This window comes from Streptosporangium nanhuense (assembly GCF_059358815.1).
Window position 1 is genome coordinate 153,443 of record NZ_JCADBG010000015.1, and the last position, 23,473, is coordinate 176,915.

General features: G+C 71.7%; 29 protein-coding genes. 16 read left to right on the forward strand and 13 right to left on the reverse strand.

Features of this window, described 5'->3' with window-relative positions; all coding sequences use genetic code 11:
* Positions 1-319: 319 nt before the first annotated feature.
* The 4 genes from AC5L38_RS27375 to AC5L38_RS27390 all read right to left on the reverse strand — a co-directional run bounded on the left by AC5L38_RS27375 (position 320) and on the right by AC5L38_RS27390 (position 2,551).
* Entirely contained in the window at positions 320-880 is a 561-nt protein-coding gene (locus AC5L38_RS27375; RefSeq protein WP_495245682.1) for an RNA 2'-phosphotransferase, read from the reverse strand.
* Positions 881-1,058: 178 nt separating this feature from the next.
* Positions 1,059-1,502 carry a type II toxin-antitoxin system PemK/MazF family toxin gene (locus AC5L38_RS27380; RefSeq protein WP_495245683.1) on the reverse strand — a complete coding sequence of 148 codons (444 nt, stop codon included), beginning with the start codon at positions 1,500-1,502 and terminating at the stop codon, positions 1,059-1,061.
* A 147-nt stretch (positions 1,503-1,649) separates the two neighbouring features.
* Positions 1,650-1,853, reverse strand: a complete 204-nt coding sequence (locus AC5L38_RS27385) for a DUF5302 domain-containing protein (RefSeq protein WP_495245684.1) — start codon at positions 1,851-1,853, stop codon at positions 1,650-1,652.
* Between the two features lie 515 nt (positions 1,854-2,368).
* The gene (locus AC5L38_RS27390; protein WP_362873986.1) at positions 2,369-2,551 is read right to left on the reverse strand and encodes a hypothetical protein; all 183 of its coding nucleotides are present in this window, start codon (positions 2,549-2,551) and stop codon (positions 2,369-2,371) included.
* A gap of 80 nt (positions 2,552-2,631) precedes the next feature.
* Between AC5L38_RS27390 and AC5L38_RS27395 the strand changes: the two genes are divergently transcribed.
* Together AC5L38_RS27395 and AC5L38_RS27400 are read left to right on the forward strand one after the other, a co-directional pair.
* Positions 2,632-3,078: a MarR family winged helix-turn-helix transcriptional regulator gene (locus AC5L38_RS27395; protein ID WP_495245685.1), complete on the forward strand. Its 447-nt coding sequence runs from the start codon at positions 2,632-2,634 to the stop codon at positions 3,076-3,078.
* 38 nt (positions 3,079-3,116) lie between these two features.
* On the forward strand, positions 3,117-3,344 hold the full coding sequence (locus tag AC5L38_RS27400; RefSeq protein ID WP_495245686.1) for an HGxxPAAW family protein: 228 nt from the start codon (positions 3,117-3,119) through the stop codon (positions 3,342-3,344).
* Here AC5L38_RS27400 and AC5L38_RS27405 read toward each other — a convergent pair whose 3' ends face one another.
* The 3 genes from AC5L38_RS27405 to AC5L38_RS27415 form a co-directional block, all read right to left on the reverse strand.
* A complete protein-coding gene (locus AC5L38_RS27405) occupies positions 3,345-3,689 on the reverse strand; it encodes an anti-sigma factor antagonist (protein WP_495245687.1) in 345 nt (114 codons plus the stop codon). It abuts the gene before it with no gap.
* 317 nt (positions 3,690-4,006) lie between these two features.
* Positions 4,007-4,678: a response regulator gene (locus AC5L38_RS27410; RefSeq protein WP_495245688.1), complete on the reverse strand. Its 672-nt coding sequence runs from the start codon at positions 4,676-4,678 to the stop codon at positions 4,007-4,009.
* Positions 4,675-6,441, reverse strand: coding sequence for a sensor histidine kinase (locus tag AC5L38_RS27415; RefSeq protein WP_495245689.1), 1,767 nt, complete (start codon positions 6,439-6,441; stop codon positions 4,675-4,677). The genes AC5L38_RS27410 and AC5L38_RS27415 overlap by 4 nt, the downstream gene beginning before the upstream one ends.
* A gap of 87 nt (positions 6,442-6,528) precedes the next feature.
* Here AC5L38_RS27415 and AC5L38_RS27420 point away from each other — a divergent pair, with 87 nt between their 5' ends.
* On the forward strand, positions 6,529-7,887 hold the full coding sequence (locus tag AC5L38_RS27420; RefSeq protein ID WP_495245690.1) for a cation:dicarboxylate symporter family transporter: 1,359 nt from the start codon (positions 6,529-6,531) through the stop codon (positions 7,885-7,887).
* A gap of 206 nt (positions 7,888-8,093) precedes the next feature.
* Positions 8,094-8,936 (forward strand): amidohydrolase family protein, encoded by an 843-nt coding sequence (locus AC5L38_RS27425; RefSeq protein ID WP_495245691.1) that lies wholly within the window; start codon positions 8,094-8,096, stop codon positions 8,934-8,936.
* Positions 8,937-9,059: 123 nt separating this feature from the next.
* Here the strand turns inward: AC5L38_RS27425 and AC5L38_RS27430 are convergent, their stop codons facing one another.
* Together AC5L38_RS27430 and AC5L38_RS27435 are read right to left on the reverse strand one after the other, a co-directional pair.
* Positions 9,060-9,749: a hypothetical protein gene (locus tag AC5L38_RS27430; RefSeq protein ID WP_495245692.1), complete on the reverse strand. Its 690-nt coding sequence runs from the start codon at positions 9,747-9,749 to the stop codon at positions 9,060-9,062.
* 2 nt (positions 9,750-9,751) lie between these two features.
* The gene (locus AC5L38_RS27435) at positions 9,752-9,979 is read right to left on the reverse strand and encodes an RNA polymerase subunit sigma-70 (RefSeq protein ID WP_495245693.1); all 228 of its coding nucleotides are present in this window, start codon (positions 9,977-9,979) and stop codon (positions 9,752-9,754) included.
* 166 nt (positions 9,980-10,145) lie between these two features.
* Between AC5L38_RS27435 and AC5L38_RS27440 the strand changes: the two genes are divergently transcribed.
* Complete coding sequence (locus AC5L38_RS27440; protein ID WP_389912813.1) at positions 10,146-10,508, forward strand: DUF2203 domain-containing protein; 363 nt, start codon at positions 10,146-10,148, stop codon at positions 10,506-10,508.
* 21 nt (positions 10,509-10,529) lie between these two features.
* Here the strand turns inward: AC5L38_RS27440 and AC5L38_RS27445 are convergent, their stop codons facing one another.
* Positions 10,530-10,946, reverse strand: coding sequence for an organic hydroperoxide resistance protein (locus tag AC5L38_RS27445; RefSeq protein WP_495245694.1), 417 nt, complete (start codon positions 10,944-10,946; stop codon positions 10,530-10,532).
* Between the two features lie 79 nt (positions 10,947-11,025).
* Here AC5L38_RS27445 and AC5L38_RS27450 point away from each other — a divergent pair, with 79 nt between their 5' ends.
* Both AC5L38_RS27450 and AC5L38_RS27455 read left to right on the forward strand, forming a co-directional pair.
* Entirely contained in the window at positions 11,026-11,457 is a 432-nt protein-coding gene (locus tag AC5L38_RS27450) for a MarR family winged helix-turn-helix transcriptional regulator (protein WP_495245695.1), read from the forward strand.
* Entirely contained in the window at positions 11,454-11,816 is a 363-nt protein-coding gene (locus tag AC5L38_RS27455) for an MmcQ/YjbR family DNA-binding protein (protein ID WP_495245696.1), read from the forward strand. The genes AC5L38_RS27450 and AC5L38_RS27455 overlap by 4 nt, the downstream gene beginning before the upstream one ends.
* Here the strand turns inward: AC5L38_RS27455 and AC5L38_RS27460 are convergent.
* A complete protein-coding gene (locus tag AC5L38_RS27460) occupies positions 11,800-12,693 on the reverse strand; it encodes a hypothetical protein (protein ID WP_495245697.1) in 894 nt (297 codons plus the stop codon). The genes AC5L38_RS27455 and AC5L38_RS27460 overlap by 17 nt on opposite strands.
* A 333-nt stretch (positions 12,694-13,026) precedes the next feature.
* Here AC5L38_RS27460 and AC5L38_RS27465 point away from each other — a divergent pair, with 333 nt between their 5' ends.
* The 6 genes from AC5L38_RS27465 (at position 13,027) to AC5L38_RS27490 (ending at position 18,916) form a co-directional block, all read left to right on the forward strand.
* Entirely contained in the window at positions 13,027-14,235 is a 1,209-nt protein-coding gene (locus AC5L38_RS27465; protein ID WP_495245698.1) for an LLM class flavin-dependent oxidoreductase, read from the forward strand.
* Positions 14,232-15,557 carry an NtaA/DmoA family FMN-dependent monooxygenase gene (locus AC5L38_RS27470; RefSeq protein ID WP_495245699.1) on the forward strand — a complete coding sequence of 442 codons (1,326 nt, stop codon included), beginning with the start codon at positions 14,232-14,234 and terminating at the stop codon, positions 15,555-15,557. The genes AC5L38_RS27465 and AC5L38_RS27470 overlap by 4 nt, the downstream gene beginning before the upstream one ends.
* Complete coding sequence (locus tag AC5L38_RS27475; RefSeq protein WP_495245700.1) at positions 15,554-16,720, forward strand: LLM class flavin-dependent oxidoreductase; 1,167 nt, start codon at positions 15,554-15,556, stop codon at positions 16,718-16,720. Before AC5L38_RS27470 ends, AC5L38_RS27475 begins: the two co-directional genes overlap by 4 nt.
* Positions 16,717-17,865, forward strand: a complete 1,149-nt coding sequence (locus AC5L38_RS27480) for an MsnO8 family LLM class oxidoreductase (protein ID WP_495245701.1) — start codon at positions 16,717-16,719, stop codon at positions 17,863-17,865. The genes AC5L38_RS27475 and AC5L38_RS27480 overlap by 4 nt, the downstream gene beginning before the upstream one ends.
* 270 nt (positions 17,866-18,135) lie before the next feature.
* On the forward strand, positions 18,136-18,507 hold the full coding sequence (locus AC5L38_RS27485; protein WP_495245702.1) for a VOC family protein: 372 nt from the start codon (positions 18,136-18,138) through the stop codon (positions 18,505-18,507).
* 37 nt (positions 18,508-18,544) lie between these two features.
* Complete coding sequence (locus tag AC5L38_RS27490) at positions 18,545-18,916, forward strand: VOC family protein (protein ID WP_495245703.1); 372 nt, start codon at positions 18,545-18,547, stop codon at positions 18,914-18,916.
* Positions 18,917-18,972: 56 nt separating this feature from the next.
* Here the strand turns inward: AC5L38_RS27490 and AC5L38_RS27495 are convergent, their stop codons facing one another.
* Together AC5L38_RS27495 and AC5L38_RS27500 are read right to left on the reverse strand one after the other, a co-directional pair.
* The gene (locus tag AC5L38_RS27495) at positions 18,973-20,130 is read right to left on the reverse strand and encodes a cation:proton antiporter (protein WP_495245704.1); all 1,158 of its coding nucleotides are present in this window, start codon (positions 20,128-20,130) and stop codon (positions 18,973-18,975) included.
* A gap of 8 nt (positions 20,131-20,138) precedes the next feature.
* On the reverse strand, positions 20,139-20,621 hold the full coding sequence (locus tag AC5L38_RS27500) for a cation:proton antiporter regulatory subunit (RefSeq protein WP_495245705.1): 483 nt from the start codon (positions 20,619-20,621) through the stop codon (positions 20,139-20,141).
* A 166-nt stretch (positions 20,622-20,787) separates the two neighbouring features.
* On the opposite strand from AC5L38_RS27500, the gene AC5L38_RS27505 reads away from it, so the two are divergent.
* Genes AC5L38_RS27505 through AC5L38_RS27515 form a run of 3 tightly spaced genes read left to right on the forward strand, consistent with a single transcriptional unit; the run spans position 20,788 to position 23,446 of the window.
* Complete coding sequence (locus AC5L38_RS27505; RefSeq protein ID WP_495245706.1) at positions 20,788-21,618, forward strand: ABC transporter permease; 831 nt, start codon at positions 20,788-20,790, stop codon at positions 21,616-21,618.
* The gene (locus tag AC5L38_RS27510) at positions 21,591-22,451 is read left to right on the forward strand and encodes an ABC transporter ATP-binding protein (RefSeq protein WP_495245707.1); all 861 of its coding nucleotides are present in this window, start codon (positions 21,591-21,593) and stop codon (positions 22,449-22,451) included. Before AC5L38_RS27505 ends, AC5L38_RS27510 begins: the two co-directional genes overlap by 28 nt.
* Positions 22,448-23,446: an ABC transporter substrate-binding protein gene (locus tag AC5L38_RS27515; RefSeq protein ID WP_495245708.1), complete on the forward strand. Its 999-nt coding sequence runs from the start codon at positions 22,448-22,450 to the stop codon at positions 23,444-23,446. Before AC5L38_RS27510 ends, AC5L38_RS27515 begins: the two co-directional genes overlap by 4 nt.
* Positions 23,447-23,473: the final 27 nt, after the last annotated feature.

Here is a 23,473-nt window from a genome sequence, read left to right on the forward strand (position 1 = left end):
ACGGGGATCCGCGGGGAGCCGCGGGAATCCCCGGAGATCCTCGGGGGTCCCCGAGGAGCTTTGGAAGAGAACGGCAGGTGATCAGGGGGACGGAAGCCGATCAGGACACTCCGGAGGGACCCCGGGGTTCGTCACGGAGCCTGTCAGACAGGCGTCACGGGGTTCGTCGCGGAGCCTGTCAGACAGGCGTCACGGGTTCGTCGTGGAGTCCGTCAGGCAGGCGTCACGGAGTTTGTCGCGGAGCCCGTCAGGCAGGCGTCACGGGGTTCGTCGCGGAGCCTGTCAGGCAGGCGTCACGGGGTTCGTCGCGAGGCGCCCCTCACCCGGGAAACGAGATGTGGGCGGGCGGCACGTGGGCGGCCAGCCAGACGCCGTTGGCGCTGATCCGGAACTCGTGACCCGCCCGGTGCATCTCCCCCGAGCGGACGACCAGCACGACAGGCCTGCCCCGGCGCGCGCCCACGCGGACCGCGGTCTCCCTGTCGGGCGACAGGTGCACGGCGTGCCGGGCCATCGGCCGTATGCCCTCCTGCCGGATGGCGCCCACGTACGCGCCCACCGTCCCGTGGAACAGGAACTCGGGCGGCTCGACCGGGGGAAGGCCCAGGTCGACGCCTATCGAGTGGCCCTGGTTGGCGCGGATCCGGTCGCCCTCGACGGTGAAGCGCCGCTTGTCGTTGCCCGCGACCACCAGCGCGAGCTCGTCACGGGTGATCGCGAAGCCGTGCCGCGCGGTGGCGGCCAGCAGGGTGTCGACGTCCGTCCAGCCCTGCGGGTCGAGGACCAGCCCGATGCGCTCGGGCTGGTGCCTGAGATGCTTGGAGAGGTATTTGGAGACCCGGACGAGCCGTTCGTCGTCCATGGGCCGTCTGTCGTCCATGGGTCACCAGGATGATGACTCGCGTCGCCGTTTTCCACCGGATTCACGCCCGGCGCCCCCGCCCGGCCGTGTGTCCGGGCGGCCTCGCGGCCCCCGCTCTCCCGGCCTTCGTGCCTTCACACCCTCGCGCCTCCCGCCGGACGGTCGCCCGGGGCCGGTGCGGGGGTACGGGACGGGCTCAGCCGTCGGCGGCCCAGCCGTGGGTGCGTTTGAGGACGGCGGCCACGCGGGCGAAGCGCGCGCCGTCGAGGACGGAGCCCTCACGCCGGATGTCACCCTCGGCGAGGGCGAAGACCCGGTCCAGGCGCAGGTAGGAGACCCGGTTCTCGCGGTCCCACTGGCCGGGGCCGATCTCCAGCCAGTCGCCCGGGTCGCCGCCGCCACCCCGGCTGGACAGCATCAGCGCGAGCAGCTTGCGCCCGTGGCGGCCGACGACCAGCAGCGGTCTGTCCTTGCCCCGGTCCGGATCCTCCTCGTAGGGGACCCAGGCCCAGACGATCTCGCCGGGGTCGGCGAGCCCGTCGAGGTCGGGGGAGTAGTTCAGGGTCGCGGCCCGGTCGACGCGGTGGACCTCGCTGACCGCGCCTCGGGCCGGCCGGGGGTCCTCACCAAGATCACGCACGCGCACAGCCTATTGCAGACCCGGGCGCCGTCCAAGGGGTCGGCGGAAGCCGGGGGAGGGAGCGCGCCGCCCGGCTGGCCGGGAGCCAGCGGGGCGGCCGAGATCCGGGGGGCGGATGCCCTGGGCCGAACCTGGTTCGCGGACGGCTCAGCCGCCGCTCTTGCGCCGGAAGGAGCGCTTGGCCGCAGCCGGGCCGTGAGCACCGTGGATCTTCGAGGAGTTCTTCCCCTTGCCCCCGGCGCTCGCGTCCGCCTGGGCGAGCTTCTTGCGCTCCAGTGCCTCGCGGAACTTGCGCTTCAGCTCCTCGTCGGAACTTTCGGAACCTTCGGGCTCCGGCGTGACGTCAGACATTACAGACCTCCTGATCTATCGGGCGGTCCAACCCCGACCAACAGGATCATCATCCTCTCATCCGGACCCTTCCGGCGTGCAGGCCCCCCGCTTCGGCTCTGAGAGGAAGGAGGCTCCGCGAGGGGGGCGGAGGCTCCGCGAAGGGGATACGGAGGCTCCGCGGAGGGGCAGGGGCTCCGCGAGGGGCGGAGGCGCTGAGAGGGGAGGGCACGTGCCGCGGCTCTGCCGGCACGCCGTCCGGCCGCGCCGGTGCACCCCCAGGGCCGTCGTCCCGCGTCAACGCATGTCCAGGCGGTCGTCCTGTGCCGGTGCATGCCCAGGGCCGTCGTCCTGTGCCGGTGCATGCCCAGGGCCGTCGTCCTGTGCCGGTGCATGCCCAGGGCCGTCGTCCTGTGCCGGTGCATGCCCAGGGCCGTCGTCCTGTGCCGGTGCATGCCCAGGGCCGTCGTCCTGTGCCGGTGCACACCCAAGGGCGTCGTCCCGTGTCGGCGCACCCCCGGAGGCGTCGTCCTGTGTCAGTGCATGCCCAGGGCCATCATCAGCAGCAGGCCGGCCAGGTGGCCGACGACCACGAAGACGATCACGAAGACGAAGACGAACTTCGCCGGGCCGTGCTCGAAGTGCCGGCCCTCCTTGAGGGTGGAACGCCTGGCCTGGCGCTCGGCGATCCGCTCCTCGATCGGCTTGCTGTGAAACATGGGAATCCTTTGCTCGCCGACGATTGGGGCGATAATGGTTTGTGTACTAACTATCGTACTATGTCGGTTGGGAGGTGCGCGTGAGTGACATGGTCGATCCCCTGAGCCTGGAAAGTCAGGTGTGCTTCGCCCTGGCGATCGCCTCGCGGAACGTCATCGGGCTCTACCGGCCCCTGCTGGATCCGATGGGTCTCACCCACCCCCAGTATCTGGTCATGCTCGCCCTCTGGGAACGGGCACCGCTGTCGGTCAAGGAGCTGAGCAAGCTACTGAGACTCGACCCCGGTACGCTGTCCCCGCTGCTGAAGCGTCTCGAGGCCGTCGGCTACATCCGGAGGCGGCGTGACAGCCAGGACCAGCGTGTCCTGGCCGTCTCGCTCACACCGGAGGGCCGCAGGCTGCGGGACGAGGCGGAGAAGGTTCCGCCGGCGATCGTCAGTCGTCTGGGTATGAACCTGGAGGAGCTCCAGGAGCTCCACCGGTCGCTGACACGGGTGATCGCCGCGGCGGACGGCGCGCATCGCTGATTCGCGGAGAATCAGAGGACAAGGGAGAGGAAAGGCTCATGGCCGGAAGTCACGGGGGAAGCCCCAAGTCTTGGCTCGCGGTGATCGTCATTCTGCTGGGGTTCACCGTGGGGGGCGTCGCCCTCTGCCTCGGTCCCAACTGGACGTTCTTCTGGGTCGGCGCCGGGATCATCGCGATCGGCGGTGTGATCGCCCTGGTGGTCGACATCTTCTCGGACGTCATCATCGACGCGCCCCGCGTGCCGATGGACCAGGGCCACAGCTGATCAGACCTTCTGCAGCGCCTCCTCGACAGAGGTGAAGACCTCGAAGGAGGTGCGCAGGCCGGTGATGGCGAGGATCCGCTCCAGGGTGCCGTGCACGCCGACGAGGGCCAGCCGGACGCCCAGGGTGCGGCTCCGCCGGAGCGCCAGGATCAGCTCGGCGACCCCGGTGGAGTCGCAGAAGGTGAGACCCGTGACGTCGGCCACGACCACGGAGGGGGCTTCGGCGGCCCACGCCTTGTCCATCTCCGCGCGCAGCGCGGGGGAGTGCCGGTAGTCGAGCTCTCCGAGCACCCGGACGACGAAACCCGTCTCGAGCAGGCTCGATGAGACCGTGAAAAAGGCCATGCTGCGCTCCTTTGCCCGCGGGTGGCAGGGCGGGCTGCCTTTTTACTACCAGTTCCGGGACCACCGCGCCCCGGCGGGGCCTCAAATGATCCGGGTCCGAAGCATACGGCGCCCCGGCTTGTTCATCCCTTGATCCTCAGATGGCCTGTTCCGTTGCCGTTCCGGCGGTGCCCGTGCGCGCGCCGCACACCGTGCCGATCGCCCCGCGGGTGCGGCTGCCGATAGGCGCCGGTCTCCCGGAAGACCGCTTTCCCGGAAGACCGGTCCCCCGGAAAACCGGCTTCCCGGAAGACCGCCAAGGTCGGGAAACCGTGATGTCAGGTCATCCGGTAGAGCAGCTCGGGCCGTCCGAGCCCCCCGTACTGGGGCACCCGGTGGGTGACCCCGCTCTCCGTCAGATGCTCCAGGTAGCGGCGGGCGGTCACCCGGGAGACGCCGATCGCCGCCCCGGCGGTCTGGGCCGACAGACCGCCGGGGGCCTTGCGCAGCTCCGCCAGCACGGCGTCGAGGGTGGCCTGCGTCATCCCCTTCGGCAGGGGGCTCTGCGCCGGGCCCCGCAGCGCCGCCAGCGCGCGGTCCACCTCGCCCTGGCCGCTCGCCTCTCCCGTGGCCTCCACCGACGACCTGAACTCGGCGTAGCGGGTGAGCTTCTCGCTCAGCGAGGCGAAGGTGAACGGTTTGAGCAGGTACTGGGCCACGCCGACGGAGACGGCCGACCTGACCACCGACAGGTCGCGCGCCGAGGTGACCGCGATGACGTCCGACATCACGCCGGCCGCCCGCAGCGCCCGGCACACCTCCAGCCCGTGCATGTCCGGCAGGTAGAGGTCGAGCAGGATCAGGTCGACGGGGTGCCTGCGCAGGAAGCGCAGCGCGTCGCCGCCCGACCTGACCACCCCCGCCACCCGGAAGCCGGGCACCCGCTCCACGAAGACCCGGTTCGCCTCGGCGGTGATCTCCTCGTCCTCGACGACCAGTACCGAGATCATGAGACGCCCTTCCCCCGCACCGGCAGCCGTACGGTGAACACCGCGCCCGTCCCGCTCTCCGCCGGTCGCCCGGCGCCTCCCTCGCCCGCGACGCCGCGGGCGGCCGCCACGGCCGTGTCCGGCTCGGGCACCCCCTCGCCCCGCGCCACCTCGTCCACCTGGCCCGGCTCGTCCACCTGGCCCGGCTCGCCCGTCTGGCCCGGCCCGTCCGTCCGGTCCGGTCCGGTCGTGCCGCCGACCTCGATCGTCCCGCCCATGCGGCGGACCGCCTGGCCGACCATGGCCAGGCCGAGGCCGCGGCCGTCGCCCTTGGTGGTCCATCCCCGCCGGAAGGCCTCGCCCGCCGTCGCCGGGTCGAGGCCCGGGCCGCTGTCCGCCACGCTGATCACGAAGGTCGTCTCGTCGGCGCGCAGCCGCACCTCCACCCGCGCGGGCCGGGTGCCCGACATGGCCGCGTCCGCCGCGTTGTCTATCAGGTTGCCGACGATCGTCACCAGGTCGCGGGTGTCCAGGCCGAGGTCGTCGAGCTCGCTGTCCGGGGTGATCGACAGCTCCACCCCGCGCTCCCCGGCCTCCGCGCTCTTGCCCAGCAGCAGCGCGGCGAGCACCGGTTCGCGTACGGCGCCCACCACCCGGTCGGTGAGCTGCTGGGCGGCCTTGATCTCCTCGGTCGCGAACGCCACCGCCTGCTCGGCGCGGCCCAGCTCGACGAGGGTGATGACCGTGTGCAGCCGGTTGGCCGACTCGTGCGCGGCGGCCCGCAGGGAGTCGGCGAAGCCGCGCTCGGCGCTGAGCTGCCCGGTCAGGGACTGCAGCTCCGTGTGGTCGCGAAGGGTGATCACGGTGCCGAGCGAGCGGTTGCCGGAGCGGACCACCGCCACGTTCACCACCAGCGTCCGCTCCCCGGTCATGTGGATCTCGTCGGTGCGGTTCTCGGTCGCCGCCAGCCGCTCGCCCAGCGAGGAGGGAAGGCCCAGCCGGGTGACGTGCCTGCCGTTCACCTCGCCCGCCAGGCCCAGGAGCTCCCTGGCCCCGTCGTTGCAGAGCGTCACCGTGCCCGCGTCGTCGACGAGCAGCAGCCCTTCCCGTACGGCGTGCAGGATCGCGTCGTGGTACTCGTACATCCGGCTCAGCTCGGCGGGGCCCATCCCGTGAGTCTGGCGGCGCAGCCGGGCCCCGACCAGGTAGGTGCCCGCCCCGCCGACGGACAGGCCGAGCAGGCCGATCAGCACGGCGCCGGTGATCTGCCCGCGGAGCCTGACACTGATCTTGTTGATGGTGATGCCCCCGCTGACCAGGGCCCGTACCTCGCCTCCGGCGTCGCGGACAGGCGCGACGGCGCGGACCGAGGGGCCGAGGGTGCCGGTGTAGGTCTCGGTGAAGACCCGCCCGGCCAGGGCGGGCGCGGTGTTGCCGAGGAACCGGCGGCCGATCTCGGCGGGGTTGGGATGCGTGTAGCGCACGCCGTCGAGGCTCATGATCGTGATGAAGTCGACCCCGGTCTCCCGCCTCACCCGTTCCGCGTACGGCTGCAGGGCCGCGGGGTCGCCCAGGGAGGCGAGGACGGAGGGGGAGTCGGCCACGCTGACGGTCACCGCCCTGGCGGTGCCGGTCGCCTCCTCGACGAGCAGGTCACGCATCTGCAGGAACGCCAGCAGGGCGCCACCGGTCACGGTGACGCCTACGACGACGATCTGGAGGGCCAGCATCTGCCTGGCCAGACTCCAGTCGCGTATGCGTCTGGGAAGTTTCCGCAAGTTCACGAACGAAATGTACGCAATGGTGACTTAGATCACAGGGCCGGAGATAGTCGCTCGACCGGATTTTTCCTCTAGCGCGGTGGAGCACGCATGAGCGCGGCCCGAGACAAAACACATTACCTGTATATAGCCGTCATCGCCGCCGTGGTCGCCGGTATCGCGATCGGGTTCGCGGCCCCCGACGTCGGCGTGGCCCTGAAGCCGCTCGGCACCGCCTTCGTCGCCCTGATCAAGATGATGATCAGCCCGATCATCTTCTGCACCATCGTGCTCGGCGTCGGATCGGTCACCAGGGCCGCCAAGGTCGGACGGGTCGGCGGCCTCGCGCTCGGCTACTTCATCGTCATGTCGACCGTCGCGCTGGGCATCGGCCTGCTCGTGGGCAACCTGGTCGACCCCGGACAGGGCCTGCAGCTCACCGACGAGCTCCGCAAGGCCGCCGAGGCCGAGGCGGCCAAGGGCGGCGAGACCGACACGGTGTCGTTCCTGCTCGGGATCATCCCCACCACGCTGGTGTCGGCGTTCACCGAGGGTCAGGTGCTGCAGACCCTCCTGGTCGCGCTGCTCACCGGGTTCGCCCTGCAGGCGATGGGCGAGCGCGCCAAGCCCATCCTGAACGGCATCACGCACATCCAGCGCCTCGTCTTCCGTATCCTCGCCATGATCATGTGGGCCGCCCCGGTCGGCGCCTTCGGCGCGATAGCCGCGGTCGTCGGCGCCACCGGCATGGACGCGCTCAGGAGCCTCGGCGTCATCATGCTCGCCTTCTACCTGACCTGTGTGCTCTTCGTGTTCGTCATCCTCGGCCCGATGCTCTGGCTGGTGGCGCGGGTCGGCCTGTTCTCGCTGCTGCGCTACCTGGGCAGGGAGTTCCTGCTGATCCTGTCGACCTCGTCGTCGGAGTCGGCCCTGCCCCGCCTGATCGCCAAGATGGAGCACCTCGGCGTGAGCAAGCCCGTCGTCGGCATCACCGTGCCGACCGGCTACTCCTTCAACCTGGACGGCACGGCCATCTACCTGACCATGGCCACGCTGTTCGTCGCGAGCGCCACCGGCGCCCCGCTCGCCTTCGGCGAGCAGGTCTCCCTGCTGGTGTTCATGATGATCGCCTCGAAGGGCGCGGCCGGGGTCACCGGCGCGGGCCTGGCCACCCTCGCGGGCGGCCTGCAGTCCCACCGCCCCGACCTGGTCGACGGCGTCGGCCTCATCGTCGGCATCGACCGCTTCATGTCCGAGGCGCGGGCGCTGACCAACTTCGCCGGCAACGCGGTCGCCACCGTCCTGATCGGCACCTGGACGGGCGAGTTCGACCGGGAGCGCGCGGGCGAGGTCCTGGCGGGCAGGGCGCCGTTCGACGAGACGACCCTCCTCGACGACGAGCACGGCGACGACAACCCGCCCCCGCCGCCCGCCTCGCGGACGGACGACCCGGCCCTGTCGCCGGTGTAGCGACGGTACCTTCCGGACCTTCCGGCACGCGTACGGGCCGGTGGCGGACACTCCTCCGAGGGGGCGTCCGCCACCGGCCCGTACGCGTGAGGGCCCGCACGGCCCCCGGCGGATCCCCGCAGGCCGGGGGCGTTGACACCCCTGCCGCCGCGCCCTAGTTTGTGCAGGCTCAGACGAATGATCGAGGAATCGAAGGGGAGCGGTGGATGGCCGTCATCGATGCCCACCAGCACTTCTGGAACCTGGAGACGGGCTCCTACTCCTGGCTGACGCCGGAGGCGGGGCCGCTCTACCGCACTTTCGCCCCCGAGGAGCTCCTCCCGCAGCTCGCCGCCGCCGGTGTGGAGCGGACCGTGCTGGTCCAGGCCGCCGACACCTACGCCGACACCGACGCGATGCTGGCGCAGGCGGACGCCTACGACGTCGTCGCGGCCGTGGTGGGATGGGTGCCGCTGAACCGGCCCGACGAGGCGGCCGGGGCGCTGGAGCGCTACGGCAGGCATCCGAGGTTCGCCGGGGTCAGGCACCTCATCCACGACGACCCCGACCCCGACTGGGTCGTCCAGGACACGGTGGTCGAGAGCCTGGGCCTGCTCGCGGCGGCGGGGCTGCCGTTCGACGTGGTCGCGGTGCTGCCCAGGCACCTGGAGCACGTGTCGTTCCTCGCCGAGCGCGTTCCCGGGCTGCGGCTGGTCATCGACCACCTGGCCAAGCCGCCGATCAGGGAGAAGGGCTGGGAGCCCTGGGCGTCGCTCATCGCCCGCGCCGCCGAGCATCCCAACGTGTACGGCAAGGTGTCCGGTCTCAACACCGCCGCCGACCCCGAGACGTGGACCGCCGGGGACCTTCGTCCCTACGTCGACCACGCGCTCGAGGTCTTCGGCCCCGAGCGGCTGATGTTCGGCAGCGACTGGCCGGTGGCCGTCCTCGCGGGTGACTACGCCAGGGTCTGGGAGGAGACCGGCGTGCTGCTTTCGGGCCTCGGCACGGCCGACCGGGACGCCGTCCTCGGCGGCACCGCCGCGCGCTTCTACGGCATCGAGGTCTGACCCGGCGCGCTCGCCCTCGGGCCGGTCGGGTCCGCCCTCGGCCTGATGGGCTCCGCCCCGGGGCCGATCCGCCCTGTTCCCGCGGTGATCGGTTCCGTTCCGGGGGCGGGATCCGCGCTGTCCTCAGGCTGATTCGCGCAGGAAGCCGATGCTCGCCGCGAGGCCGCGGACGTCGACGCCGAGGCGGTGCAGGATGGAGACCGAGGCGTTCGAGGCGTCGGCCAGCAGGCCCTTCAGCAGATCCTCATCGGTCACCCCGGAGCCGGAGCCGGGACCTGTGCCGGTGCCGGAGGTGTGCAGGGCGACCTCGACGACCTTTCTCGCCCCGGCGGTGAGGAGCAGGTCACCGGCCGGGCCGCTGAGCGTCACGTTCAGCGGGCGGAGCCGGGAGCGCGTCAGGCGCCAGACCAGGGGGTCCTCCCGCCGGGCCGGGAGGCGCCGCCTGATCTCGTCCAGGTCGACGCCGATGGCGGCCAGCAGCTCGCGGTCGCCCGCGCGGCCCCTCGCGGCCTCGCGGTCGCGGATCTCCGCGCCGACCGTCTCGGGGGTGACCGGCTCAAGGCCGAGCGTCTCGGGGGTGACCGTCTCGGGAGGGACCGCCTCCACGCCGTTCCCCTCCACGCGGACCGTCTCAGGGCTGACCGTCTCCGGGGTGGCCGTCTCCGGGGTGGTCGCGGAGCCCGCCACCGGCCAGGACTCGGCCAGGGCGAGCAGGAACATGTCCTCGTCGAGCGTGGTGCGGCCGTGGTCGAGCGACAGCAGTCCGGCGCGGACCGTGGTCCGCCGGGCCTCGGGGGTGAATCTCGCGAACATCGTCAGCTCCCGCCCTCGGTGATTCGGTGTGCGTGCTTGCGGTGGGCCGTCTGCCGCCTGACGCCGAGCGCCGCGGCGACGACCTCCCAGGACGCCCCCCGGTTCCTGGCCTCGATGACGTGCGCGGCCTCAAGCTCCTCCAGCAGCCTGCGCAGCGCCGCCACGGCCGCCAGCGCCACCACCGGGTCCTCGCCGTCGACGGCCTCGGCGAGCTTGTTCAGCGATCCCATGCCGTCAGCATAAGCTGACAAACTCTCTTTTGTCAGCTCTTGCTGACACGGTTTCGGCAACCGGTCGGCGCCCTGTCGCTGCTCCCGCCGCCCGCCGCCTCCCGCCGCCGTCTGGGCTCCCGGTGCCTCGCAGCGTTCCCGGCGGGGACGCTGCTAGCGTGCAGGGGTGGACAGGATCTTCACCGTCGAGGAGGCGCGGGCGCTCATGCCCGTGCTGCTGGAGCGGGCCACCGCGTTCGTGACGATGCGGGGTGAGCTGGCCGAGCTCGCGTACGAGCTCCGCAGCACCGGCACCTCCGAGGCGGGCGGGCTGGCGGAGGCGAAGGCCTACGAGGCCAGGCTGGAGGAGATCCTCGGCTGGTTCGAGGAGCGGGGCATCGAGGTCAAGGGGGTCGCGCCCCTGCTGGTCGACTTCCCCTCGGTGCTCGACGGCGTACGGGTGCGGCTGTGCTGGCTCGAAGGGGATCGCGAGCTGGTGTGGTACCACCGGGACGAGCTCGGCTTCGCCGGTCGCAGGCCCCTTCCCTGACCGCGACCCCCTGGGGCCCGACTACTCGATCACGAGGTTGACCGGGATGTTGCCCCGGGTGGCGTTGGAGTAGGGGCATACCTGGTGGGCGGCCTCCACGAGGGCGGTGCCGGCCTCCCCGTGCAGCTCGTCGGGCAGCTCGACGCGCAGCGTCACGGCGAGTGACAGGCCCTTGTCCTCCTTGACGAGACCCACCTCGGCGGTCACCGAGGCCTCGGAGACGTCGGCCTTCTGCTTGCGGCCGATCAGCTGGAGCGCGCTGGCGAAGCAGGCGGCGTATCCGGCCGCGAACAGCTGCTCGGGGTTGGTGCCCTCGCCGGAGCCGCCCATCTCCTGCGGCGGGGCGAGGTTCACGTCGAGGCGCTTGTCGGACGAGACCGCCCGTCCTTCCCTGCCGCTGGCGTTGGCGGTGGCGATGGCGGTGTAGAGGGTACTCATCGGGATCTCCTTCTCGGTTTTGGGCAACTCAATTGTGCGCAATTTAGTTGATAACAGTCAAGTTCGGTACAATCGTGGTGTGAAGATCTCCGTCCAGAACCTGGTCTGCTTCGACGTGCACGCGGCGTCCCGCGCGCTGGACGCCGTCTACCGCAAGGTGCTGGCCGAACTCGGCCTGACCTACCCGCAGTACCTGGTCATGACGGTGCTCTGGGATCGCGAGCCGATGACGGTCAAGGAGCTCGGCGTGAAGCTGCGGCTCGACTCGGGCACCCTGTCGCCGCTGCTGAAGCGGCTGGAGGCGGCGAGCCTGGTACGTCGCGAGCGCAGCGCCGACGACGAGCGGTCCGTGCTGGTGCGGCTCACGTCCAAGGGGGCCCAGATGGAGGAGCGGGCGTGCGACGTCCCCCTCCAGATCTTCGAGGCGTCCGGTCTCGCGCCCACGGAGGTCGCCGACCTGCAGAACACCCTGCGCCGCCTCACCGCCTCCCTCGACGAGGCGGCACGGTGACCACGGCCGACGACGTGCGCCGCGTCGCCGCGGCGCTGCCCAGGACCGAGGAGAGGCTCGTCAGGGACCGGGTGACGTTCCGGGTGGGCCGGATCGTCTACGTCGCGATCTCGCCGGACGAGACCTCGATGGGTTTCGCCTTCCCCAGGGAGGAGCGGGCCGCGCTGGTCGCGGCCGAGCCGGAGAGGTTCCACATGCCCCGGCCCTCCGACGAGCGTTACAACTGGGTGCGGGTGTGGCTCGCGGCGATCGACGAGGCCGAGACGCGGGAGCTCGTCGAGGAGGCCTGGCGGATGGTCGCTCCCAAGAGGCTCGCGGCCGCCCATCTCGGCGAGCCGGTGGTCAGGAGGTTCCGCTGAGGTGGACCTCCCGGGCCAGCCTCGTCGTCTGGGCGGTGGAGCGCTGCCGGGTGGTCCCCGCCGGGTGGGCGGTCAGCAGGACCACGATCCAGCGCTCCTTGGGTCCGACGAGCCCGGTGGTGTGCAGGACCGGACGCCCCAGGTCGGGCACCGGCCCGGCCTGGGCGGATACGACCTGCGAGGCCGGCGCGACCTGCGCGGCGGATACGACCCGCGCGGCGGACGCGGATACGGACGGGGGCACGTCGAAGGTCGCGTGCCGGGCGGTGGACGCGGACGCGTCGAAGGCCGCGGGCCGGGTGGCGGCCGTGGAAGTGGAAGCGGTCGCGGGGGAGGCCGTGGGGCGGCAGCGGGCCGGGGGCGTGGAGCCGTACCCCGACCAGCCCTGCTTGACCGCCCACGGCCCGCGCACCGCGCGCGGGATGCCGAAGTACTGGTCGAAGCCGTCGGAGCCGCACTGCCCCGACCTGCGCAGGTGGCCCAGGATCAGGTCGCGGACCTTGGGGTCGGCCTGGTCGAGCAGGTAGCGGTAGGTCTTGACGACGTCCATCGCGCTGAGCGAGGTGTAGCCCCAAAAGCCCGGCTTGTCGGCCGGCGGGGGAGCGGTGTCGGTGAGTCGCAGCTTGCGGGCCATCCGCTGGACGATCCTTCCCTGGCCGCCCCTGGTCCAGAAGGACGTCGCCGCGTTGTCGTCGCTGACCCGCAGCATGACCTTGAGCAGCGCCAGGTCCCGGGGGGCGACGCGCGCGCGGGACTCCAGGTGGTCGATCGCGATGAGGATCTTCACCACCGACGCCGACCGGAACCTCCGGTGCGCGTTGCGGTACTCGGTCACCTTTCCCGCCTGCCGGTCGAAGACCACGTACCCGGCGGTCACCCCCGCCGGGACGCGCGGCTTCCCGGGCGCGGCGGCCGAAGCAGGGGCCGAAGCCGAAACCGATGCCGAAACCGGGACCAAAGCCGAATCCGGGGCCGAAACCGGGACTCCGGCCGAAGCCGGGGTGTTGGCCGCCATAAGGGGAAGAACCATCGCGAGTACTACCGGAAAACGCGTCACGGGAGGAATGCCTATCAGATCCTCGCGTCCGCGTCAGGGGGACGTCCTCCCCGGGGGCCCGCGTCCCGGACGCGGCCGGTCCGCCAAGCGGGCTCCGGCGATATAACCGACTAAACATGTAGAGATTAAGGGTTTTAGTGTTATTGTCGTCATATGTCGGCAGTTCCTTTGCATCTCGCCGTCGCGCTCGACGGCGCAGGATGGCATCCCGCGGCCTGGCGTGACCCCGCCGCCTCCCCGAAAGACCTGTTCACCGCCGCCTACTGGGCCGCCCTGGTGGCCGAGGCCGAGCACGGCCTCCTCGACTTCGTCACCATCGAGGACTCCCTCGCCCTGCAGACCACGCGCCTGGACGGCCACGACGGCCGTACCGACCAGGTGCGCGGGCGTCTCGACGCCGTCCTCGTGGCCTCCAGGATCGCCCCGCTGACGAGCAGGATCGGGCTGGTGCCCACGGTCACCACCACGCACACCGAGCCCTTCCACGTCGCCGGCTCCATCGCCACCCTCGACTACGTCAGTTCCGGGCGGGCCGGGTGGCGCGCCCAGATCTCCGGGCGCCACACCGAGGCCGCCCACTTCGGCCGCAGGGAGGTTCCCGAGCTGAGGCCCGAGGACCTCGCCGACATCGACAGGTCCCCCCTGGTGCGGGAGCTGTTCGGCGACGCCGCCGACGCCGTCGAGGCGGTGCGGCGCCTGTGGGACAGCTGGGAGGACGACGCGGTCATCCGCGACGTGGCCACCGGCCGGTTCGTCGACCGCGACAGGCTCCACTACGTCGACTTCGAGGGCGAGCGCTTCACCGTCAAGGGGCCCTCCATCGTGCCGCGGCCGCCCCAGGGGCAGCCGCTGGTCACCGCGCTGGCACACGCCCGGCTGCCGTACGAGTTCGCCGCGCGCGGGGCCGACGTCGTCCACGTCACGCCGCACGACACCGGGCAGGTACGGGCCATCGTGGGCGAGGTGCGCGAGATCGAGGGCGAGGTGCGCGACCCGGACGCCGGAGAGCTGAAGATCTTCGCGGACCTCGTCGTGTTCCTGGCGGAGAACGGGGACGACGCCCGCGAGCGCGGGGTCCGGCTCGACGAGCTCGACGGCGCCGCCCACACCTCCGACGCCGCGATCTTCGCGGGCACGCCCGGCGAGCTCGCCGACCTGCTCCTGGAGTGGCGCGCGGCCGGTCTGGAGGGCTTCAGGCTGCGGCCGGCCGTGCTGCCGACCGACCTGAAGGCGATCACCCGCGGCCTGGTGCCCGAGCTCCAGGCGCGCGACGCCTTCCGCCGCGCGTACGAGGCCGACACGCTGCGCGGCCACCTCCGCCTGCCCCGACCCGCCAGCCGCTACGCAGGGAGCCGACGATGAAGCAGGTCATCCTCGCCGCCCACTTCCCGGGCGTGAACAACCACACGGTCTGGAGCGATCCCGCCTCGGGCAGCCAGATCGACTTCGCCTCCTTCACCCATCTGGCGCGGACCGCCGAACGCGGAAGGTTCGACTTCTTCTTCCTCGCGGACGGGCAGCGGCTGCGCGAGCAGCGCGGCAGGATCCACGACCTCGACGTGGTCGGCCGCCCCGACTCGCTCACCGTGCTCTCCGGCCTGGCCGCGGTCACCGAGCACCTGGGCCTGGCCGGGACGATCAACGCCACCTTCAACGAGCCGTACGAGCTCGCCCGCAAGCTCGCCACCCTCGACCACCTGTCCGGCGGCCGGGCCGGGTGGAACGTCGTCACCTCCTCCGACGCGTTCACCGGGGAGAACTTCCGCAGGGGCGGCTTCCTGGAGCACGCGCGGCGCTACGAGCGGGCCGAGGAGTTCGTGCGGACCGTCAACGAGCTCTGGGACTCGTGGGCCGCCGGCGACCTCGTCGCCGACCCGGAGGCGGGCACGTTCGCCAGGCCGGAGGCGGGGGAGTTCGCCCACCGGGGCACCCACTTCGACATCGGCGGCCACTTCACCGTGCCGCGCAGCCCGCAGGGGCGCCCGCTCACCATCCAGGCCGGGGACTCCGAGGGGGGCAGGGCCTTCGCGGCGGCCACCGCCGACGCCGTCTTCTCCCGGCACAGCAGGCTCCAGGAGGGGCAGGCCTTCTACCGGGACGTCAAGTCGAGGCTGGCCGCGCACGGCCGGTCGCCCGACTCCCTGAAGATCCTGCCCGGTGCCACGTTCGCGCTCGGCGACACCGACGCCGAGGCCCAGGAGAACGCCGACCACATCCGCCGCCAGCAGGTCAGCCCGCAGACCGCGATCCTGCTGCTGGAGCAGCTGTGGAACCGCGACCTGTCGGCCTACGACCCCGAGGGCCCGCTGCCCGAGATCGACCCGGACGTCTCGGACGACTCGATCATCAAGGGCCGGACCCGGATGTCGCGCGACCCGCTCAAGACGGCGGCGGAGTGGCGGGCCCTGGCCGAGGCCAAGAAGCTCGGCATCCGCGACCTGATCATCGAGGTGACCGGCAGGCAGTCCTTCATCGGCTCGCCCTCGCGCGTCGCCGAGGAGATCGACGAGTTCGTGCAGGGCGACGCCTCCGACGGCTTCATCCTGGTGCCGCACCTCACCCCCGGCGGCCTGGACGACTTCGTCGACAGGGTCGTACCGCTGCTGCAGGAGCGCGGGGTCTTCCGCGCCGAGTACGAGACCACCACGCTGCGCGGCCACCTGGGCCTGGAGAACGAACGATGAGATTTCTGGCCATCACCCTGATCGTCCACGGCCCCGACCCCATCACCGGCGAGCTCAAGTCGACCAACGCGCGCCTGCGCGAGGTCGTCGAGAACGCCGTGCTCGCCGAGGAGCTCGGCTTCGACGGCTTCGGCGTCGGGGAGCGGCACGAGCGCCCGTTCATCTCCTCCTCCCCGCCGGTCGTGCTCAGCCACATCGCGGCCAGGACGTCGGCGATCAGGCTGTTCACCGCGGTCACCACGCTGAGCCTGCTGGACCCCGTGCGGGCCTACGAGGACTACGCCACCCTCGACCACCTCTCCGGCGGCCGCCTGGAACTCATCATCGGCAAGGGCAACGGCGCCGCGCAGGCCCAGTTGTTCCACGTGACCGGCGAGGACCAGTGGGAGCGCAACCGGGAGGGCTACGAGCTGTTCCGCCGCCTGTGGCGGGAGGACAAGGTGACTTGGTCGGGCACGTTCCGGCCGCCCCTGACCGACGCGGAGACCTGGCCGCGCCCGCTGCAGAGGCCCATCCGCGTCTGGCACGGCAGCGCCACCAGCAAGGAGTCGGTGGAGCTCGCCGCCCTGTACGGCGACCCCCTCTTCTCCGCCAACGTCAGCAACCCGGTCGAGCCGTACGAGGAACTGGTCCGCCACTACCGGGAACGCTGGGAGTTCCACGGCCACGACCCCGCCGACGCCCTGGTGGGCGCGGGCACCGCGGGCTACTACGCGACGAAGAACTCCCAGGACGCGATCGAGACCTACCGGCCGATCTTCAACGCCCGGCTGGAGCTGTTCAAGAAGGTCGGGGCGCAACCGGTCTTCCACACCCTGGAGGACGCGATCGAACGCGGCTCGATCCTGGTCGGCAGCCCGCAGCAGATCATCGACAAGGTCCACCGCTACCACGAGCGGCTCGGGCACGAGGTCATGCACCTGCACGCCGACGCGGACGGCCTCACCGACAAGCAGCACCGGGCGGCCCTGGAACTCTTCCAGAGCGACATCGCCCCCGTGCTGCGCGCGGAGATCCCCAGCAGGCCGTTCCCCCGGCACGAGGACTCCGAGCAACCTGAGAGCCAGAGCCCCGAAGGGTCGCGGCACGAGGACCCCGAGAACGGGACCCCGGGCCCGGACGGCGCACGGAACGAGGACGCGCGGGACGGGGGGCGGCCGTGACCTCCCCCCTGTCGATCCCCCTGTCGATCCTCGACCTCGCCCCCATCCCCTCCGGCGGCACCCCGGGCGACGCGCTGCGCAACACCCTGGACCTGGCCCGGCGGGCCGAGGGGTTCGGCTACCGCCGCTACTGGCTGGCCGAGCACCACCTCGCGCCCGGCGTCGCCAGCGCCGCCCCCGCCGTGCTCATCGCCCTGGTGGCCGCCGCGACCGGCACGATCAGGGTCGGCTCGGGAGCCGTCCAGCTCGGCCACCAGACCGCGCTGTCGGTGGTCGAGCAGTTCGGTCTCGTCGACGCCCTCCACCCGGGCCGCATCGATCTCGGCCTGGGCCGCTCCGGCCGGCGCGAGGCCGAGTTCGCGGAGCCGGCCAAGAAGGCCCCGCCCCCGCCGAAGCCCGCCAGGGTCGTGGACGGGCTGCTCATCCCCGAGCCCTTCTCCTTCGCCGCGCTCGCCAGGTCGCCGCTGTTCTCCCTGTACGGCGCGCTGCTGCAGCAGCCGGGCGCGGAGAGCCCCGACTTCGCCGACCAGGTCGACGACATCGCGGCGCTGCTGGCCGGTACCTACCGTTCCTCCGACGGGGTGGCCGCGCACGCCACGCCGGGCGAGGGCGCGGAGGTGGCGCTGTGGATCCTGGGCAGCAGCGGCGGGCAGAGCGCGCAGGTGGCGGGGGAGCGGGGACTGCCGTTCGCGGCGAACTACCACGTCAGCCCGTCCGGGGTGCTGGAGGCCGCGGAGGCGTACCGGGAGGCGTTCAAGCCCTCGGAGGTCCTCACCGAGCCCTACCTCGTCGTCTCGGCCGACGTCGTCGTCGCGGAGGACGACGAGACGGCCAGGGAGCTCGCCTCCCCCTACGGGCTCTGGGTCCGCAGCATCCGCACCGGCGCCGGGGCGATCCCGTTCCCGACACCGGCCGAGGCGGCGGCCCACGAGTGGACGGAGGAGGACCGCGCGCTGGTCGCCGACCGGCTCGCCACCCAGTTCGTCGGCTCCCCGCGGACCGTCGCGGAGAGGCTGCGCGTGCTGCGCGACGTCACCGGCGCCGACGAGCTGCTCGTCACCACCATCACCCACGACCACGCCGACCGGGTCCGCTCCTACGAACTGCTCGCCGCGGAATGGGAAGGAGGCGTCGTCACGAACTGAGCCCGCTTCACCCACACCTTTTCCGGCACCCGGCGGTCACCGCCGGGTGCCGGATTTTTTTCCGGGAATCCGGTGCGAGACGTCGAGAACGCGTCGCGGGCTCCGACGTCCCCGGTGAGGCGCCCCGCAGGGGGGCGCCCGCGATCCGTCACCGGAGAATCCCCGACCGGAAGGCATACCTGACCGGAAGGGAATCCGTCAGTGGAACGGGGTCGGGAGACCGGAAGACGGGAAGAACCGTTCCCCTCGGGGGCGGGAAAGGACGACGCCGTGAAAACCTCTGCCCTCGGCAGCATCCTGTTCGGCAGCGCCGACCCGGCCAGGCTGCACGCCTGGTACCTCGCCGCGCTGGAACCCGAGCACTCCGGAGACGGCTTCATCGACTTCGGCGGTCTCCGGGTCCTCTTCGAGGCCCGCGACGACGTCGCCCCGGCGACCGCCGAGCCCGGACGGGTGATCTTCAATTTCCACGTGGAGGACGCCCGCGCCACGGCCGCGCACCTCGACGGCCTGGGGGTGACCTGGCTGGTCGAGGTCGAGCGGCGGGAGGCCGGCCTGTTCGGCACGCTGGTCGACCCGGACGGCAACTACCTCCAGATCATCGAGCTCAGCCAGGAGTATCTCGCCGCCGCGCGGCGATGACCTGTCCGACGGACGACGAGAAGAGAAGGAGAGACCCATGTTCCGGCAGACCAGGGCGTTCAGCGGGTTCGCGGTGGACGACGTCGAGACGGCGAGGAGGTTCTACGCGGAGACCCTGGGACTGGAGGTGTCCGAGAAGAACGGCATGCTGACCCTGCACCTCGCCGGGGGCGGAAACGTGCTGGTCTACCCCAGGCCCGGCCACGTCCCGGCCTCGTACACCGTCCTCAACTTCCCGGTGGACGACATCGACGCCGCCGTCGACGGGCTGGTCGGGCGCGGGGTGGTCTTCGAGCGGTACGACGGCTTCCCGCAGGACGACAGGGGTGTCATGCGGGAGGAGGGCCCGCCCATCGCGTGGTTCAAGGACCCGGCGGGCAACGTCCTGTCCGTACTCCAGGACGGATGACCGGCCCGTGACGGATCCCTGTCCGGCCCGCCGTCCCGGCGGGCCGGACAGGGATCTCAGGCGCGCTTGGCGATGGCGGTGATGAAGGGCTGGACGAGCCGCGCGGCCAGCGGGCCGAACGCGGCGAGGATGAGAACGTACGCGGCGGCCAGCGGCCCCAGGTCGGGATGGACCCCGGCGGCCACCGCGAGCCCGGCGATCACGATGTTGAACTCGCCCCGGGGGATGAGCGCGATACCGGCTCGCGCCTGACCGGCCTTGGCGATGCCCGCCCGGCGGGCGGCGTAGGCGCCGGTGAGCAGCTTCGTGATCATGCTGATCAGGGCGAGCAGCGCGGCCAGCCCGGCGACCGGCAGGATCTTGGTCGGGTCGGTCTGCAGGCCGAAGAAGACGAAGAACACCGCGGCGAACAGGTCGCGGATCGGGGTGAGCAGCGCCTGGGCGTCCTCGGCCAGCTCGCCGGAGAGCGCGATGCCGACCAGGAAGGCGCCGACCGCGGCCGAGACCTGCAGCTGCTGGGCCACCCCGGCGACCAGCAGCGCGAGCCCGATGACCTTCAGCAGCAGCACCTCGGAGTTGGGGCTGGAGACGAACGCCTCGATGACCTTGCCGAAGCGGAGCGCGACCAGCAGCACGACGCTGACCGCGGCCAGCGCGATCGCCACGGTGACCGCGCCGCCGGCGAGGCTCAGCCCGGCCAGCACCGCGGTGAGGACCGGCAGGTAGATCGCCATCGTGAGGTCCTCGAAGACCAGCAGCGACAGCACCACCGGCGTCTCGCGGTTACCGATCCACCCCAGGTCGGACAGGACCTTCGCGGTGATGCCCGAGGAGGTCGCGTACGTGACACCGGCCATGGCGATGGCGGCCACCGGACCCCAGCCCAGCAGCAGCGCGGCGATCGCGCCCGGTGCGGCGTTGAGCACCAGGTCGACGACGCCCGCGCGCGCGTTGCTCTTGAGGCTCGTCACGAGCTCGTCGGCGTTGTACTCCAGGCCGAGGGTGAGCAACAGCAGGATGACGCCGAGCTCGGCGCCGACCGAGATGAACTCCTCGCTGGTGGCCAGGGGCAGGATGCCGCCGGTGCCGAAGGCCAGGCCGGCGATGAGGTAGAGAGGGATGGGCGAGATGCCCACCTTCAGGGCGAGTGCTCCAAGTATGCCGAGCCCGAGAAGGACAGCACCGAGCTCAAGGAAGAGAATCGCAGTGTGCACCCGGTGCCCTACCCGCCGGAGAGGATGTCGGAGACGGCGGACGTGCTCTCGGGGCTGCCCACCACGACCACCACGTCGCCCTCGGCCAGCCCGAAGTCGGGGGCGGGGCTGGCGAAGACCTGGCCGTCGCGCACCACGGCCACGATCGAGGCGCCGGTGCGGGTGCGGACGCGCGCGTCACCCATCGGGCGGCCGGCGTAGGGGGAGCCGGGAACGATCGGCAGCTGCAGGCTGACCAGGCCCTCGACCTCGCGGTGCAGGTCGTTGAGGCGCTGCACGATGCGCGGGGCGCCGAGCAGCTCGGCGAGCGCGTCGGCCTCCTCGTCGTTCATCTTGATGGTCTCGCACGCGCGGTCGGGATCGTCGGGGTCGTATATCACCAGGTCGCGACGGCCGGTGCGGTGAGAGACGATCCCGATGCGCCGGCCCGACCGCGTCGTGAACTCGTGTCGCAGTCCTATACCGGGCAGTGCCGTCTGCTCGACCTCCACCGTGCCAGCTCCTCCGCGTGCGTATGCCTTCGTCCTTTACGGAAAACCTACCAATCGCGGGACTGTGGCGCGTTATCGGCTAAATCATGTATTTCCGATTGACTTTGTGGGTTATTTGTCGGACCATGAACGGGAACCCAGCCTCCCGCCGTGAATGAGGTCTTCCGTGTCCGCTCCCGCCGTCGACGCGGGGATGCGACAGCGGGCCGTGCCACCGCCGTCACGCGTCCCACTGTCCTCCGCCGCCGCCTGGCAGCGCCTCGTCAGCCCCCTGGTCATCGTCGTCGTCTGGCAGATCGCCAGCGCCACCGGGCTCCTCCCGGAACGGCTTCTCGCCTCCCCCCTCAAGATCCTCACCACCGCCGCCGGCCTCGTCCAGGAGGGCGTCCTGCCCGAGGCGATCGCCGTCTCGCTCCAGCGGGCCGCGATCGGCTTCACCCTGGGCGCGGTCGCCGGAATCGGCCTGGCCCTGATCGCCGGGCTCAGCCGCGTGGGCGAGAACGCCGTCGACCCGCCGCTGCAGATGCTGCGGGCGCTGCCGCTGTTCGGCCTGATCCCGCTGTTCATCCTCTGGTTCGGCATCGGGGAGATCCCCAAGGTGGCCCTGGTCGCCCTCGGCGTGCTCTTCCCGCTCTACCTCAACACCTTCTCCGGGATCCGCGGCGTCGACGGCAAGCTCGCCGAGGTGGCCCGGGTGCTGCGGCTGAGCCGTACGGAGACGGTCACCCAGATCGTCCTGCCGGGCGCGCTGGCCCAGACCCTCGTCGGCCTGCGGCAGAGCCTGGGCGTGGCCTGGCTGGCGCTGATCGTGGCCGAGCAGATCAACGCGGACGCCGGGCTGGGATACATGATCAACAATGCCCGGGAGTTCCTGCGCACCGACGTGGTCGTCGTCGGCCTGATCGTCTACGCGATCCTCGGCCTGCTGACGGACGCCGTGGTGCGCCTGCTGGAGAGGAGGGCCCTGTCATGGCGGCTGAACTTCCTGTCACGCTGACCTCGTCCCACCCCGAGACCCCCGCCCGCACCGAGCCCCGGTCCGCCACGAGGACCCGGCCCTCCGCGAACGCCTCCACGAAGGCGTCCGCGAAGGCCCCGCCCTCCGCGGCTCCGTCCCGTACGGTGGCTCCGGCGGCGGCGGTCAGGGGGCTCACCCGCGCGTTCGGGGAGCGGCGGGTCCTCGACGGGATCGACCTGGAGATCGGCCAGGGCGAGTTCGTCGCCCTGCTCGGCCGGAGCGGCTCGGGCAAGTCCACCCTCCTGCGGGTGCTCGCGGACCTCGACCCCGGTGCCGAGGGCGGGGTCGAGGTCGGCGGCACGGTCGCCGTGGCCTTCCAGGAACCCCGGCTCGTGCCGTGGAGGCGGGTCCTGGCCAACGTCGCCCTCGGCCTGCGCGCCCCCGACCCGGGCGCCGCCGCGCTGGCCGCGCTGGAGGAGGTCGGCCTCGGCGAGCTGCGCGGCGCCTGGCCGCTCACCCTGTCGGGCGGCGAGGCCCAGCGGGCCTCCCTGGCCAGGGCGCTGGTCCGCGAGCCGGACCTGCTCCTGCTGGACGAGCCGTTCAGCGCCCTGGACGCGCTGACCCGCATCACCATCCACCGGCTCGTGCTCGACCTGTGGGCGAGGCACCGGCCCGGCATCCTGCTCGTCACCCACGACGTGGACGAGGCCATGCTGCTGGCCGACCGTGTCCTGGTGCTCGACCACGGCGTCATCGCCCACGAGTCCAGGGTCGAGCTGCCCCGGCCCCGTCACCGTGACCACCCCGATCTCGTCGCACTGCGCTCCATCCTGCTCGACCGGCTGGGCGTCATCCCGGAGGGAACCGCATGAAACGTCGCATCACCGCCCTGTTCGCCGCGGCACTGCTCCTGACCGTCACCGCCGCCTGCGGGGCGGGGGAGGAGCAGGCCGTCCGCGCCGACGGCTCGGTCGACCTGTCCCAGGTGACGCTGCGCATCGGCGACCAGAAGGGCACCGGCCTGCAGGCGCTGCTGACCGCGGCCGGCCAGCTCGACGACGTCAAGTACAAGGTGACCTGGTCCCAGTTCACCTCGGGGCCGCCGATCCTGGAGGCCATCAACGCCGGTTCCCTGGACTTCGGCGCGGTGGGCAACGCCCCGCCGGTCTTCGCCGCCGCGGCCGGGTCGAAGATCGCCGTCGTCGCGGTCGCGGAGAAGGGGGTCGGCGGCCAGGCCGTCGTCGTCCCGGCCGACTCGCCCATCAAGGCCCCGGCCGACCTGCGCGGCAAGCGCGTCGCCGTGGCCAAGGGCAGCTCCGCGAACTTCCACCTGCTGGCCGTGCTGAAGAAGGAGGGCCTGGGCTTCGAGGACATCCAGCCCCAGTACCTCCAGCCGCCGGACGCCCTCGCCGCGCTCTCCTCCGGCAAGATCGACGCCTGGGCCATCTGGGACCCCTACACCGCCCAGGCCGAGACCCAGACCAAGGCGCGCATCCTGGTCGACGGCGAGGGCTACGCCAACGGCTTCGAGTTCCAGATCACCGGCAAGGACACCCTCGCCGACCCGGCCCGCACGGCGGCGCTGGGCGACTGGGTGAGCCGGATCCGCAAGGCGCACCAGTGGGCCAACGACCACCAGGACGAGTGGACCAAGGTCTACTCCGAGCTCACCGGCCTCGATCCGGGGATCGTCGGCACGGCGATCAAGCGCAGCTCGTTCAAGGACCTCAAGCTCGCCGGGGACGTCGTCGAGCGCGAGCAGCTGGTGGCCGACGCCTTCAGCGAGGCCAAGCTCATCCCGGTACCCGTCAAGTTCGCCGACGTCGTCGACACCCGGTTCGACGCCACGCTGGAGAACCCCTCGTGACGCCCCTGCCGGGGACTGGAGGCACCC